The 14,948-nt window shown below is 61.2% G+C and carries 12 protein-coding genes and 1 pseudogene; 7 read left to right on the forward strand and 6 right to left on the reverse strand.

Features of this window, described 5'->3' with window-relative positions; all coding sequences use genetic code 11:
- Positions 1-12: 12 nt before the first annotated feature.
- Positions 13-921, reverse strand: a complete 909-nt coding sequence (gene nadC / locus DN745_RS16010; protein WP_111336360.1) for a carboxylating nicotinate-nucleotide diphosphorylase — start codon at positions 919-921, stop codon at positions 13-15.
- A 30-nt stretch (positions 922-951) separates the two neighbouring features.
- Positions 952-1,767 (reverse strand): FAD-dependent oxidoreductase, encoded by an 816-nt coding sequence (locus DN745_RS16015; RefSeq protein ID WP_162687726.1) that lies wholly within the window; start codon positions 1,765-1,767, stop codon positions 952-954.
- Positions 1,768-2,030: 263 nt separating this feature from the next.
- Here DN745_RS16015 and DN745_RS16020 point away from each other — a divergent pair, with 263 nt between their 5' ends.
- The 6 genes from DN745_RS16020 (at position 2,031) to DN745_RS16045 (ending at position 8,184) form a co-directional block, all read left to right on the forward strand.
- The gene (locus tag DN745_RS16020) at positions 2,031-2,867 is read left to right on the forward strand and encodes a hypothetical protein (protein WP_111336363.1); all 837 of its coding nucleotides are present in this window, start codon (positions 2,031-2,033) and stop codon (positions 2,865-2,867) included.
- Between the two features lie 38 nt (positions 2,868-2,905).
- Complete coding sequence (locus DN745_RS16025; protein WP_111336365.1) at positions 2,906-3,157, forward strand: hypothetical protein; 252 nt, start codon at positions 2,906-2,908, stop codon at positions 3,155-3,157.
- Positions 3,154-4,008 (forward strand): ATP-dependent sacrificial sulfur transferase LarE, encoded by an 855-nt coding sequence (gene larE, locus DN745_RS16030; RefSeq protein ID WP_204355021.1) that lies wholly within the window; start codon positions 3,154-3,156, stop codon positions 4,006-4,008. Before DN745_RS16025 ends, larE begins: the two co-directional genes overlap by 4 nt.
- Positions 4,005-4,778 (forward strand): nickel pincer cofactor biosynthesis protein LarB, encoded by a 774-nt coding sequence (gene larB / locus DN745_RS16035; protein WP_111336367.1) that lies wholly within the window; start codon positions 4,005-4,007, stop codon positions 4,776-4,778. The genes larE and larB overlap by 4 nt, the downstream gene beginning before the upstream one ends.
- 171 nt (positions 4,779-4,949) lie before the next feature.
- Positions 4,950-7,361 carry a DUF7107 domain-containing protein gene (locus tag DN745_RS16040; protein WP_133622141.1) on the forward strand — a complete coding sequence of 804 codons (2,412 nt, stop codon included), beginning with the start codon at positions 4,950-4,952 and terminating at the stop codon, positions 7,359-7,361.
- A 181-nt stretch (positions 7,362-7,542) separates the two neighbouring features.
- Positions 7,543-8,184: a radical SAM protein gene (locus DN745_RS16045; RefSeq protein WP_111336371.1), complete on the forward strand. Its 642-nt coding sequence runs from the start codon at positions 7,543-7,545 to the stop codon at positions 8,182-8,184.
- A gap of 105 nt (positions 8,185-8,289) precedes the next feature.
- On the opposite strand, the pseudogene DN745_RS16050 reads toward DN745_RS16045, so the two are convergent.
- From DN745_RS16050 to DN745_RS16060, 3 genes and pseudogenes are all read right to left on the reverse strand, one after another.
- A pseudogene (locus tag DN745_RS16050) lies at positions 8,290-8,583 on the reverse strand (HU family DNA-binding protein); the annotation flags it as partial.
- Positions 8,584-8,737: 154 nt separating this feature from the next.
- Entirely contained in the window at positions 8,738-9,901 is a 1,164-nt protein-coding gene (locus tag DN745_RS16055) for an FHA domain-containing protein (RefSeq protein WP_111336374.1), read from the reverse strand.
- Positions 9,902-10,247: 346 nt separating this feature from the next.
- Positions 10,248-10,982 (reverse strand): sigma-70 family RNA polymerase sigma factor, encoded by a 735-nt coding sequence (locus DN745_RS16060; protein ID WP_162687727.1) that lies wholly within the window; start codon positions 10,980-10,982, stop codon positions 10,248-10,250.
- A 552-nt stretch (positions 10,983-11,534) separates the two neighbouring features.
- On the opposite strand from DN745_RS16060, the gene DN745_RS16065 reads away from it, so the two are divergent.
- Positions 11,535-13,259: an FHA domain-containing protein gene (locus DN745_RS16065; RefSeq protein ID WP_111336377.1), complete on the forward strand. Its 1,725-nt coding sequence runs from the start codon at positions 11,535-11,537 to the stop codon at positions 13,257-13,259.
- On the opposite strand, the gene hflX is transcribed toward DN745_RS16065, so the two are convergent.
- Positions 13,256-14,923 carry a GTPase HflX gene (gene hflX / locus DN745_RS16070; RefSeq protein WP_204355022.1) on the reverse strand — a complete coding sequence of 556 codons (1,668 nt, stop codon included), beginning with the start codon at positions 14,921-14,923 and terminating at the stop codon, positions 13,256-13,258. The two genes, DN745_RS16065 and hflX, sit on opposite strands and share 4 nt — an antisense overlap.
- Positions 14,924-14,948: the final 25 nt, after the last annotated feature.

Genomic DNA, 14,948 nt, shown 5'->3' on the forward strand with positions numbered 1-14,948 from the left:
GTACGCGCTCTCTCAAAATTTCAGGGAAATATCGGCCGCTTCGACCGAATGGGTCAGCGCCCCCGAGGAGATATAATCCAGGCCGAGGTCGGCCAACTCCGGGAGTCGCTCCAGCGTGATATTCCCGCTGGCTTCGAGGGCGATATGGCGCCGAAGCCCGGCCGCCGAGACCGCGCCGGAGCGCTGATTTTTGCAAAATTCGTCGACGATCGACACGGCCTCGGCCATCATATTGGTGCTCATATTATCGAGCATAATGATGTCCGCCGAGGCATCCAGGGCGAGCTGAAGCTCGTCCAAATTACTGACCTCGACCTCGATCTTCAGGGTCGGCGGCGCCTGCTCGCGCACCCGGCGCACCGCCTCGGCGATATCACCGCCGGCCGCGGCGAGGTGGTTATCCTTGAGCATCACCCCCGCCGACAGGCTAAAGCGGTGATTCATGCCGCCGCCGCAGCGCACCGCATATTTGTCGAGCTCGCGGTAGCCCGGGAGGGTCTTACGCGTGTCCAGAATCCGCGTCGTCGACTCGCCAAGGGCCGCGACATAGGTCGCGGTCTGAGTCGCGATGCCCGACATCCGCTGCAAGAAATTCAGGGCGATTCGCTCGGCCCGAAGGATCGAAATCGCCCGCCCACGCGCCCGCCCGATGACCTCGCCGCGGCGAACCAACTCCCCGTCCGAGAAGTCGAATGTCCACTTCAGCGCGGGGTCCACGCGCTCGAAAACCGCGTCGACCATCGCCACGCCCGCCAACGTCAAATCCTGCTTTGCCACCAGGCGCGCATCGACCACTTCGGCCTGATTGACGCCGGCCGCCCCGCCCGAAAAGAACACCGCCGACGCGACGTCGAAGCCGACATCATCTTCCTCAATGGCCATATCAATGAGACGACGAATTCTGGGACTGATATAGAGCATTTCCACATTCCTATCGGGCAAAGACCCGGCTTAGACATTGATATAAATTGAGTCCGACGAGACCCCCAAACGCAGCATCTTTTCGATTATAATTTCCATCATAATCGGGGAACCGCTTACAAAAACCATCGCCCCTTTGAGGCTCGGCGCGTCGGCCTCAAACGCGTGCTGCACGTAGCGATGCCCCGGCGAAATCCAATTGGGCGGCAGCGTCGCCGCCTGGGCCTCATCGAAATTTTCAACCGCCCGCTGCACCCGCACCCCACCCGCGCGCCACTTCGCGATCTCGCCGCCGTAGGCGAAGTCGCGCAAATCACTCTCGCCATAATAGAGGGCGACATTGGCCGGAGCGGCCTCGGGATGAGCGTGCCAATATTGCATCACGGGCCTCAAACTCGCGATCCCCGCGCCCGTGCAGAAAAGAAGCACCGAGCGCTGCGCGGCGCCCTCGGCCGGAAACCCCGCGCCCTCGGCCGGGCTCAGCAAAATCTTGCGCCCGACTTTAAGCCCATTGACTTCGCTCAATTGCGCGCCCAGGCCCGAGTCTCGGTCGATCAAAAAGTCCCAGCAGGACTCCCCGACCCCCTCGATCTTCGGCGCGCTGGCGATCGCTAAAAAACGCGGCTTCATCTCCCCATATTGGAAGGTCGTATATTGGCCGGGGCGCACATGACTGGCCAGAAAATCACCGTCATCGATCGCCACGCTCAGGCCGATATAGCGGGCGCCCTCGTCCCAAACACGCTCCACCCGGAACGGCTCACGAACACGCTTGGCGCCGATGCCGCGCGCCGGGCGCGTATAGGCCAGGCGATGGGCATAATCTGTCAGGGCATCTTGCTTCACACAACTTCCTTTGCGCCAACTTCCTCGGAGCGAATCTCGCCCGAATCCATAGCAGAAACTCATCACGCGGCAACCCCCCAACCCGCCAGACTCGCGGCTCAATACGCTTCTTTTCGCCGCTGCCTCTTGCAGTACCCACTAAAACCCCGATCCAATCCCTTGTCGACAAAGTGCCGCTCGGCTATGGTCGCCCCGAGGGTTATCGCAAAAAATTCTGCGTCGAAATTGTCGGCCGCGATAACCAACCATCGTGAAAATAAACCATGAGGCCCATCGTGCGCTCCACCTATTATCAACTGCTCGGCCATATCGTCGTCGCCGTCGAATCCTGTGAACAAAACTCAAGCCTGGCCTCGGCCCTGCAGAAAGCAGGCTTCGGCGAGGATAAGTTGTCGCTCGGCCGAAAGCTGGCCGAAAAGGGACAAGCGCTCATCTCGCGCAAGGCGCTGGAAGCCTTCGAAGACCGCATCTATGAGCATAATATCCACTATTCGGCCTCCGAGGTCGAAATGTGGCAGTCCACGGTGTCCTTTTTGCTCAAAAAGTCGGTCGACGACCCGAACCTCATCGCCCGCACCATGGGCACCAGCGTGCACGCCACCGACCACACGATCACGGTCGTCGCTCAGACCCTGCGCATGATCGGCATGCTGCGCACCGATGAGCGCGTCTACGAATCACTCGGCGGCAAGCAAAAGGTCCACGACCTCTTGAACCGTGGCTACGCGATGCTCACTAAGATCTATCGAAACGGCGATATCGCCACCAGCCCGAGCTCGGCTGGCCTGGCGACCAACCCGATCTTCGCCGAGATCGAAGCCCACCGCGCCGCCATGGTCGCCTGGATTCGCGAATTCGGCGCCGCCTGCGCCAAGCTCAGCGAAGCCCCCACGGTCCTTGGCGAGCTGGGCTATGTGCCCGATGGCGTCGGACTCCCGCTCGGCGGCAGCGCGTTCAACGTCCCGCTGCACGAGCGCGGCCAGCGCGCCGAATTGCCCAGCCTCGACAACCTCAAGCCCGACCCGGGTTGGTCCATCGGACGCCAGGGCCGCAATCGCGAAAACCTCGGCGGCGGCTTCGTCGAGCCGACCTTTGAATAATCGTCTCACCCACCGCTGACCGAAGAATTGAGGCCCCGATGAACGAAGAAGAAATTCGAAGCCTATGCGCCGCCGAGGGCCTCAAGGTCGCTGAGATTCAGCAGATGGACGCAATCTTGGTGGTGGTGCCCGAGTCCCTCGAAGACCTCCCGGACTTCGACACCCTCGCCGGCATCTCCGAGCATATTTGCGCCCACTCCGACTATAAATTCGTGACTCTGGGCATCGACGGCGTCGTCTTCGGCGACGCCGCCCTTAAGCCCCACCACGCGCAGGAAGCCCTCCCATGACCCCCGAATTACAGCAAAAAGTCGACGCGATCCTCGCCGAGATGAAAGACATGGGGCAAATCGTGGTGGGCTTTAGCGGCGGGGTCGACTCCTCGGTCGTCGCCGCGCTCGCCCTGCGCGCGTTGGGCGACGGCGCCACCGCCGTCACCGCCGTCAGCGAGACCCTCGCCGGGCGCGAGCTCGACGAGGCCAAAGAGGTCGCCCGCGAGATCGGCATTCAACACGCATTCGTCGAGCTCAGCGAGCTCGACGACCCGCGCTTCCGCGCCAACACCTCGGCGCGCTGCTTCTTCTGCCAGTCGATGCGCTTTGAGCACCTGGGAAAAGTCGCCGAGCAGCTTGGCTGCGAGGTCCTGGCCTCCGGCACCAACTTCTCGGACCTGGGCGACCACCGCCCCGGCCTCAAGGCGATGGAAGAGCGCCGCGTCTACCAACCCCTGCTCGACCATAAGATCGACAAAGCCGGCGTGCGCGAGATCGCGCGGTGGCTCGAGATTTCGGTCTGGGACAAGCCCGCGATGGCCTGCCTATCGTCGCGCATCGCCCACGGCATTGAGGTCACCAACGACCGCCTGCGCCGCATCGAGCTGGCCGAAGAATGCCTGCATAAGTTGAACTTCGAGCAATTTCGCGTGCGCGACCACGACGGCCTTGCCCGCGTCGAAGTCGCCGCCGCCGAAATGCCGCGCCTCCTTGACGCTAAAATACTCAAACAAGTCGCCCGCGAGGTCCTCGCCTCCGGCTTCGACCGGGTCACCGTCGAGATGTCCGGATTCCGCTCCGGAAGCCTCAACCCGCGCCCCAATTCCGACAAAAATCCGGCCTCAGCGCCGCAAAAGGTTTCACCATGAGCGAAGATATCAACACGCTGCTGCGCCGCTTCAAAGCCGGCGAGGTCTCCGAAGACGAGGTCGTGCAACGCATGGTCCGCGAGCCCTTCGAAAAACATATGATCGGCCGCTTCGACCAGCACCGCGAAGCCCGCACTGGCATCCCGGAGGTCATCTTCGGCGAGGGCAAAGACCCGCGCGACGTACGCGCGATCTTCCTGGACTATATGGAGCGCGGCGAGCAACTCATCGCCACCCGCGTCACCCCGGAGCTGCTCGAGGCGCTCAGCGATAAGCTCGACGCGCTGCACCACTACGCCGACGCGCGCATCCTCTGCACCCGCCAGCCCGAGCCCGACCACACGCGCCAGACCGTCATGGTCATCTCGGCGGGGGCCCTGGACCGGCGCGTCGCCGAAGAAGCCTGCGTCAGCGCCGCGCTGCTCAAGAACCCGGTCGAGCGCGTCTTCGACGTGGGCGTCGCGGGCTTAAACCGCTTCGCCGTCGAGCTCGACCGCTTCGACAACGCCGGCATCATCATCGTCTGCGCCGGCATGGACGGCGCCCTGCCGAGCATCGTCGGCGGCCTCGCCCGTCAGCCGGTCATCGCCGTGCCCACCAGCGTCGGCTACGGCGCAAGCTTCGGCGGCGTCGCCCCGCTGCTCTCCATGCTCAACTCCTGCTCGCCGGGCACCGCCGTGATGAATATCGACAACGGCTTCGGCGCCGCGGTGCTCGCCACAAAGATCAACCAGCTCGCGTCGCGCGCCGCCGCATCGCCCAAAGGCTGAGCACGCGCCGGTCGAAGGCGCGACTTCGCCTCAAACCTACCCCGGCCCTCACGGCATTATTTTTCGCTAAAGACACCTGATTTGCCCAGCAAATTTGATGAATCTCCCGGCTTGTGCTAGGTTTTCGGGTGTCTGAATTACGAAAAATAACCTGCTGCCTTTGAGGCCCAAATGTCTCGTCATTCTATACGTTTATTCGTCTTTTTGCTCGCCCTCTGCGGGCAGCTCGTGCTCAGCGGTTGCGGGCGAACCGCGATGGGCGATCAATGCGTCACCAACGCGGACTGCGATCCGGGCTCGGAATGCGTCAACCAGCAATGCGAGCCGGCGGATTTCTGCTTCAACTCCTCGGAGTGCCCGGGCGACGAGATTTGCGTGGCGGGCGCCTGCCAGTTGCCCGAGACCACCTGCACCGACAACTCGCAATGCCCCGACGACACGCTCTGCAGCGATGGCTATTGCGTGCCCGGCTGTCGAACCGACAGTGATTGTGGCGATGACGAGCTCTGCATCGAAGGTGTCTGCGAGACCGGCTGCGCCTGCACCGGCGACGTGGACTGCGGCGAGGGCTTTGTCTGCAACGACTGCGCCTGCATCGAGCGGGTCGAGTGTGCGTCCCACGCGGATTGCCCCACCGGCTCGCGCTGCTCGGTCGACAATGTCTGCGAGCCTATTCCGCGCGAATGCGTGGAGAACTCCGACTGCCGCAACGGCATGAAATGCCTCAACGAGAGCTGCGTCGTGGGCTGCGACACCGACCAGGATTGCCCCATCGACACGGTATGTCGCGACGGAATGTGCGGCGCGGAGTGCTTCGACGATGGCGAGTGCCCCGACGGGCTCGCCTGCCACGATAATCAATGCGTCATCGTTGAGTGCCGAAGCGACGACGAGTGCGGCTTCGGCGGCGTCTGCGAAGACGGGCGCTGCGCCTATACGACCTGCGACTCCAACGCCGACTGCCCCGACTCCGAGTATTGCGATGCGGGCATTTGCGTCCCACGGCCGCCGGAGTGCACCCGCCCGTCGGACTGCGCGCCCGGTGAGACCTGCTCGAGCGACAATGTCTGCGTCCCCGACGACAACGCCTGCTTTAGCGACCTCAATTGCCCGCCCGGCGACGCCTGCATCGACGGTCGATGCGTGCCGGATGTCGAGTGTCGGGTCGACTCGGAGTGCGGCGACAATCAGATTTGCGTCGACGGCCACTGCGAGAATAACGGCGCCTGCGTCATCGACGCCGAGTGCGGCCCGGCCGAGCGCTGCCTGGGCGGCTCCTGCTTCTTCGTCGGCGACTGCCGCGCCGACATCGATTGCCGCGCCGATGAGTTCTGCAGCGACAGCTTCCGCTGCGAGCGCGCCCGCTCCTGCGATGACCTGAACTGCCCCGTCGGGACAGTCTGTGAGAACGCCCAATGCGTGACGCCGCAGGAATGCGCCGACGACTCGATGTGCCCGGGCAACTCGATCTGCATCAACCAGCAGTGCATCCCGCAGCCCCCCGAGTGCACGTCCAGCGATCAGTGCGCGCCCGGAGAGCGCTGCGTCAACGAAGCATGTGTCTTCACCGGCGACTGCCGCTCCGATGCCGAATGCGGCCCGGATGAGATCTGCCAGAATAATTATTGCGTCCAGCCCGGCGGCTGCCGCCGCGACCAGGATTGCCCCAGCGGCCAGGAATGCGAGCCGATCTCGCGGGTCTGCCAGCCCAGCGTCGAGTGCACGTCGAATAGTGATTGCGCCGCCGGCTTGACCTGCATCTCAGACCGCTGCGTCGACGCCCGTGAATGTGTCAACGACAACGATTGCCCCACCGGCGCGGTCTGCAACGGCTTCTTCTGCCAGCCCGCCGCCGAGTGCCACGTCGACGATGATTGCGCCGCCGGCGAGCGATGCGACGTCAACAATTGCGTCGTGACCACGTGTACCGCGGCCTCCGACTGCCCGCCGGCATGGCAATGCATGGCCGACCGCTGCGTGCCGCCGCTTCTGTGCACCGACGACCAGAGCTGCCCGCTGCCGGGTATGCAATGCATCAATAACACCTGCCAATCCCCCGGCGGATGCCAATCCGATGACGAATGCCCCGGCTCCCTATCCTGCATCGTCGGGCAGTGCCTGCCGATTCCGCCCTCGAATTGCGACGTCGACTCGGACTGCCCGGGCAACCGAATCTGTGAATTTGGCTTCTGCCTGGATAACCCCGGTCAGTGCCAGATCAACCAGGATTGCGGCCCGAATCAGCGCTGCCTGAACTACCAATGCCAGGATCTCCCCAACGTCGGCTGCACCAACAACGCCGAATGCGTCTCCGGTGAGATCTGCGACGTCGCCACCGAATCCTGCGTCCCCGGATGCGTCGACGATTCCGGCTGCAATAGCCCGGCAGAATATTGCGATTTGAACCTCAATATGTGCGCCCCGCGGGACCCGTCGGCCTGCCGTGTCAACGCTGACTGTGCGCAGGGCCAATTGTGCATCGACTCGGTCTGTCGCGCCGGAACCCAATGCATCGACCACGACGATTGCGGCCCGAACCAATATTGCGACAGCGGCCAATGCCTACAAATAGTCGAACCATAAGCCCAGGCGGGCTGAATCGGCTTGGATAAACCACCCATTTTCAGCCCCCCGATGCAGCTTCGGTTTGCGCGAAGCCGTGTCAATGAGATATGAGGAGCGCCCGCCCGGGAATTACCGGAGCGGGCGCTTCGTTTTCTCACTCGCTTGAGCGTGCGGCACCGATGTACCCCCAGGAAATCCCATGACAGAAACCACTCAGCTGCGTTTAACCGAAATTTTCTATAGCATTCAGGGCGAATCGGCCGCGGCCGGGCGCCCCTGCGTGTTCGTGCGCCTGTCGCGCTGCAACCTGCGTTGCACCTGGTGCGACACCACCTACTCCTTCAAGGGCGGTGACCAGAGCAGCTTCGACGCGGTCCTCGAAGAGATCGCCGGCTACGGGTGCAACCTGGTCGAGATCACCGGCGGTGAGCCGCTGCTCCAGGAGGCCGTGCTCCCCTTCATGACCCGCCTGTGTGACGAGGGCTATGAGGTGTTGATCGAGACCTCCGGGTCGCTGGACATCTCCCCGATCGACGATCGCGTCTGCGTGATCATGGACTTCAAGGCCCCCGGCAGCGGCATGGTCGACAAGAACCTCTGGTCCAACGTCGACGCCCTCCAGAGCAAAGATGAGCTTAAATTCGTGCTCCTGGACCGCGCCGACTTCGACTGGGCCGTCGAAACCTGCCGCGAGCGTGAGCTCTTTGGTCGCGTAAAAGACGTTCATTTCTCGCCGGTACACGGCGTGCTCGACCCGAGCCTGCTCGCCGAGTGGATCCTCGAGGAGAAATTGCCCGTGCGCCTGAACCTTCAGGTTCATAAATTCCTGGGCGTTGAATAAAAAAAGGCCGGTGGGCATCTCGCCCACCGACCAACGCCCAACAAAAATCTTGAACGACTAAGCCCGCCTTCTAAGAACCGACACCTCGTGCCGGCTCAGGCGGGCTTAGTTATAATTATTGAGCACGTCTACGCGCTCGCGCAATTCTTTGCCGACCTTAAAATGCACCGACTTCTTGGAGTCGACCTTCACCTTCTCGCCGGTCTTCGGATTGCGCCCATGCCGCGATTCATACTCGCGAATCGAGAAGCTGCCGAAGCCGCGCAGCTCGATACGCTCTTCCTCGATCAGCGCGTCTTTCATCGCGTCAAAGACCGCATTGACGACCTCATAAGCCTGACTCTTCGGGATGTTAATCCGCTCGGCAACAATTTCAATAAACTCAGATTTGGTCATCTTGGAACTCGCAGCTAATCTCTAAGATCACATCGACGATTTTAAAAAACCATCGCATTTCTATTAGGTTACCCCCACAAGGTGGGCGGGCGGACGGTAGTGAGCAGGCGGTCAATTTGTCAACTAAGGACTGTGAAAACTGACCGACTGCGGTGCATTATCCCTGGCCGATGTGCACGCGGAAGAGCTGTTGGCCCATAAAGATATAGTCGCCGCGGCGCAGCGCCGTTCGCTCCCAAATCTTGCTCCAGGTGCCGTTGGAGGAGTTCAGGTCGACCAGATAGGTCTGTCCGTCCTCGCCGGTATAGATCTGGGCGTGGCGGCTGGACATAAATTTATCGTTCGGGAAAATGATATCTCCCTTCTCACGGCCCAGGACCGCGCCGGCCTCGGGCAGGCAATAAATATTCTGCACCACATTTCCGATCCCGATCTGCAGCACCTTAAAATTGCCGCCCGGCGCGGGACTTCCCATATAACGGGTGCCATCGGCGGACTTGGTTTTTGAGGTAATCGACTGCTCGAAGCGCTCAAAACGCAGGACCTGGCGCCCCATCAAAAAGGAGTCGCCCGGGCTCAAGCGGATCTCTTTGCTCAACTTCAAGAAGGTGCCGTTGAGACTGTCGAGGTCCTCGATAAATAATTTACCCTGCTCGATATAAAGACGTGCGTGCTGCGGGCTCAGGAAGGCGTCGGTGGGAAACCGCGTGTCGCCGTCGCCGCCCAGGGTGGTCTCGAGAAATTGCAGAGGAATTGAGATCCCGTCGGAACCATCCTCGTTGATCGAGATAAGATGGACATCCCAGGGATTCGGCTGCTTGGCAGCGGCGCTCGGAGGACGCGGCTGGCGTCGGGTGACCGGCTGCGCAACGGTCGCGCTAGGGGCCTTGGCGCCGAGGCTTCCACCGCATTGCACGCAAAAGCGCATGCCCGAAGGGTTCGAAACCCCACAGGAATCGCAGACAACCCCGTCGGCCCCCGGGCTTGTCCCCGGCTGCGGAGTCAGCGGAACGTCGACCATTCGACCGGTCGGCTCACCGGGCAGCCGGCTCGCGTCCTCGGCCTCGACCTCGCTGGCGTTATCGAACTCCACCAACTCGTACTCGTCTTCGTGCTTATCGGCCTCATCGAGCGCGTCGAGCAAAAAGCCCTGGAGTTCGTCGTTGGATATTTGGGAACTGTCCCCCGACTGGCGATCGAGGCTCGGCTCGTCGCTCGGAGTGGCGAAGCTCACACCCGGGCCGCGAAAACGTTTGGCCATCTGCGAGATGGCCGCTTCGTCTTCATTCAGGTTCGCGCCCAGGTCGAGTCGCTCTGCCATCGGGCTCTCCAATCGCCCAATCGTTGCTCCGCCCTTTAAGCCGGCGCCCGATTGAGCCTCACTCTGGCCCGATAGTGCTTGTGAAGCCAGTTTTCCCTCGTCCACGTTGCTGCCTCCATCCACGGTCTTCAAGTCAAGTTCGGCGCGGTCATTTTACGAAAAACAATCTAGCGCAGCCCCGGTGGGGATGCAAGAAGATCATCGCGTTAATGCGCGATGCTTGGGCCAAATTCGGCATATATGGCAAGAAGTTAAGCGGGGCGAGTGCCACCCGCTACCCCACTATGCAAGCACCAGCTTAAGGGGTGTTTGAAGCGGGCGCCAGGCATTTAAATCCCGCATGACCTCAAGGGCGAATCATATACGATTCCCATTCTGCATCTTGCTCGTAGAGGATCTTGCGGAGCGTGGCGATCGCGTTGGCGTTGATGCGCGAGACCCACGACGTCGACACCCCCATCGCCTTGCCGATCGAGGCCATCGACTCCTCTTTTAGGTGATAGCGCACCACGACCTCGCGCTCGGCGTCCGACAGCCGTTGAACCGCCGCGTTCAGCGCGCTCTTAAGCTCACTCTTCTGGATGTCTTGGGTTTGCTCGGCGGGAATCGCCGACGACACACGCTCGAGCTCCGCGGTATGCAGCAGGCAGATGGTGACGCAGTCACCGATGGTATTTGAGACACGCTCAATCTGGTCGGCGAAGGTCTCTGCTCGGCGCGCGCCGGCATTCGCCATCGCGCGTGACTCAAGATGCTCATTGATCGCGACCGAGTCACAGATCTGAATCGCGGTGCCTCGCATCGCCCAGCCCGTCTTGCGCAGCCCGTCATACATCGCCCCGCGAATCCGGTAGTATGCGAAGCTCGAAAAGGTCACCTCAGCGGTCGGATTAAACCGACTATGCGCCTCCAACAATCCCTGAAATCCCCAGGCCACCAGATCATCAAAATCGATCGGGCTCTGCATCTGGCGCGCCAGCTCTCGCCCCGTCGAGTTCACCAACCCGGCGTATTTCTCGACGACTTCATTCGACGTTAATTTACGGCTGCGAGACGCCAGGCGCGCGCTCTCAACAGTCATCGAGGCATCTGAAGAAGATTGTCTTGCCATGATCGTGCCTTTCCTCGTCAACGTGACAAAGTAGCGGGGCACAACCCACAAAAACAACCGCCCCAGCGGTATCTCAACTCTATAATTTTTACGGCGTGTGCCGAATATTACCAGCCCAACAACCCTTCGTCCACAACCCGAAGGCCATATTCTTATGCGCATTCGGCGATAATCCAATATCGGCGCGTTTTTAATAGAACCTTAATATCCCGGCCGCGCGCCCAGCCTCCCAGAAATTAGGGCGAAATCCTCCTCATATTGTTGCCCTCCCCACTTGTAATTCCGCATTCGAGCGCGAAAAGATATTGCGTGATGTAAAATTGAACGATTGCGTTTGCTGTGCTAATAATACGTTGTGCCATCTAAAGCCCACATTGACTGGGTTCTTCGCCTCGCTCATTTGGCGCCCACGTAGGGATGGCAGCGCATCGACAATCTCATGAAGTGGCCAGGTCGCTCCCGGGGTCTTCCCGTTTTCAATAGCGCTCCCGGTGGCCCGAGACCTGCTTAGAGGGATCTTGCATGTACAAGCTGGTCATCGCGGATGAAGAGGGAAGCACAAGCACTGTTCCCATCATTCGAGACGAAATAACTATCGGTCGAAAGGAAGGTAATACCATCCGGCTGACCGAACGCGACGTTTCGCGCGAACACGCGCGCGTGCTTCGTGAAGACGGTCGTATTTTCGTTGAGGATGTAAACGCTCGCTATGGCGTCAAAAAGAACGGCGTCAAGATCAAACAGCGCGAGGAGTTCTCGCCCGGTGATGTCATCAGCATCGGGGCGTATAGCCTCACCTTAAAGAGCAAGAAGCCTGCGACCAAAGCGCCGCCAATGCCCGCTCAAAAACCGGGGAAGCCGCCGCTTCGCGACGAGAAGACCCAGGTCATTCCCGCGATGCCCGCCAAATTGGTGGTCATCTCGAGTAATTTTGCCGGCCAGGAATTCCCGCTTAACCGCCCAGAGATGATCATCGGGCGCGGTGAAGATTGCGACATCATCATCGACCATCGCTCGGTCTCCCAGCGCCACGCCAAGGTCATTCGCGAGAACGGCAACCACTACCAGATTGTCGACCTAAAAAGTAAAAATGGCGTCACCGTCGGCGGCGAGCAATACAGAGCGGTTCAGGTAAAACGCGGCGACGTGGTCGAATTGGGTCACGTTAAATTTCGCTTCGTTGCCCCGGGGGAAAACTATGTCTTCACTCCCCAACCCGCCAACGAACTCGTAGAACACGACTTCGACCTCCCCGCACAATCCTCAAGCAAGATGCCGCTTATCGCGTTGATCATCGTGCTGCTTGTCGGTGCCGGGGCCGCCGCTGTCATCTTCGGGAATTCCGACAAACCCGCCAACGACCCATCCGCCGCGCTCGCCGCGCCTGCTGACCCCCTCGCCCAAGCCGAGCAGCCCGGAGCACCCGCCGAAGCTGGCGCGGAGACTTCCAAGGTCGCCCAAGCGATCCAAGAGGCCAGCGAGGACATCCGCACCGGCAAGATCGACAAGGCGCTGGGTTCGCTGGAATCCGCCAAAAAATTCCTCGACCCTACTCCCGACGAACAGAACGCGATCGCGGAGTTGATGGGGAACGCAAAGAACGAAAAACCATTCGCCAAACATTATTCGACGGCCAAAGAGCGGCTAAAGGCCTCCGCCTACGCCGATGCGCTCGAGCAACTCTCGAAGATCCCCCAGCACTCTATTTTCGCCAAAATTAGCGAAGATGAGGGGCTTCGCAACGACGCCCTCGCCGGCATCGTCTCCAGCGCCGAGAAGGCCCTGGAAGACGGTGACGCCCAGAAAGCACGCACCCTGGCCGAGCGCGCGCTCGCCGAAGAAGATGACTACCCGGCTGCCGTTGCCTTGCTCGAAAAGCTCGACGCCAAGCCGGTCGAAGTGGCCGCAAAAACGGCACCGAAGGCTTCGCCAAGCAGCACGAAGTCACGCCCGTCCAAACCGGCCGCCAAACCCAAGTCCAGCAACCGCGTGAGCGCTGCCGAGGCCAAGGAGCTCTACGTCAGCGCGCAGGGTAAGATCTTCAAGAACGACACCTCCGGCGCCATCGCCGACTGCAAAAAGGCGCTTCGAGGCGGCAATAGCGGCTGCTATCGCATCCTTGCCATCGCCTATAAGCAGCAGGGCAACACGTCGGCGGCCTGCAATAACTTCAAGCGCTTCCTTGGCACCAAACCGAAGAATCCGGCCGCGATTCAGCGCCAAATGGACGAACTCGGCTGCAATTAATCGTAGAGTTCCGGATCAACCGTCGCGTCGCGTCCACTCGCCTGGGCGCGGCGCTGACTAAATAGACGGCTGGCCAACTTCTCGATCAGGACGTGGGTCGTCTCAAGATCCAACGCCGAGATCGGCACCGCGTCGAAACGCCGACACAACGCCTTCACAACCTTGGGCTTGAGCAGGTCTACTTTATTAAAGACCAATACCTGCTCTTTATCTCCTAGATCGATATCCTTCAGGATGCGGTTGACCGCGTCCATGCGCGCTTCAAAATTCTCATTCGAAATATCAACCAGGTGAATCAGCAGATCGGCCTCGCCGAGCTCCTCGAGCGTGGCCTTAAACGCTGAGACCAGCTCCTCGGGCAGCTCGTGGATAAACCCGACCGTGTCGGTCAGGATCATCTCCGGGCCGTTGCCGTAGCGCAGGCGTCGGCTCGTCGGGCGCAGGGTCGCGAAGAGCTTATCCTCCATGAGCACCGACGATTGCGTCAGCCCGTTGAGCAGCGTCGACTTGCCGGCGTTGGTATAGCCGACGACGCTCACGATCGGGATATCACTCTTCTGGCGCCGCTTGCGCCGCAGCTCGCGCTGCTCGCCAATCTTGACGATCTCGCGCTCTAATTCGCCGATCTTATCGTGCGCGCGACGCCGATTGATCTCGAGCTTCGTCTCACCCGGCCCACGCCCACCGATGCCGCCGGCGAGCCGGCTCATCCCGGTGCTCTTGGAGTGCAGTCGCGGCAGGCTATATTTGAGCTGGGCGAGCTCAACCTGCACCTTACCGTCGCGCGACTTCGCGCGCTGGGCGAAGATGTCCAGAATGAGCTGGGTGCGGTCGATGACCTTGAGCTCGGTGGCGTCGGTGATCGCGCGCAATTGCCCCGGCGTGAGGTCCTGGGCGAAGATGACGAGGTCGCAGTCGAGCTGCAACGCCCGCAGCGTGAGCTCCTCGATCTTGCCCTTGCCGACCGCGTATTTCGGATGCACTTGCGTGCGCCGCTGCACCATCGTGTCGACGATCTCGACGCCCGCGGTGCGCGCCAATTCGAGCAGCTCCGCCAGCTCGATCTCTTCGTCGCGCCCGCCTGGGGTCGCGACATAGACCAGCAGTGCGGGGTCTTGGCCCGTCTTGAGCAGCGATGAGGTCTTGCGCTCAAACTCGCCCTCGAGCTCGCGGATAAACTCCGCGAAGTCGAAGAAACAATCGTGCGGGCGCTCCTCGCTATGAATCTCCCAGGCGCGCTCCTCGGGATTCTGCGGCAACAGATGCGCCCACTTCGTATAGCTCGCCTCGCCGTGGTGCCCCACCGCGATGCTCATCACCATATCGAGCTGCAGCTTCGACAGGTCGGTGAGATCGTCGTTGGTCAGCTCCACCCCGTGGCCGCCGCTCTCCAAATAGGTTCGGATCAGCCGGATCCCACGGAAGCGGTCCTGGGCCGCGCGCTGACGCCCGATATCGGGCAAGTACACCCGCTTCGCGTCACCCACGACCACCGCGTCAACCTGCCCGGCGCGGTCCACCAGAACCGCGACCACGCGGTTGATCTCGCCCGATATCTCGGTAAGCCGGTTGGCAAACCCCTGGGTCACAGGGGCGGCAGAGTTGACCTGGTGGCGGTAGAGCTTTTCAAGCGCGCGTTGCTGGCTTGATTTTAAACCGCTCAAATCTCCGTGAACTTTTCGTCCGATA

It is taken from the genome of Bradymonas sediminis (assembly GCF_003258315.1).
Classification (GTDB): Bacteria; Myxococcota_A; Bradymonadia; order Bradymonadales; family Bradymonadaceae; genus Bradymonas; species Bradymonas sediminis.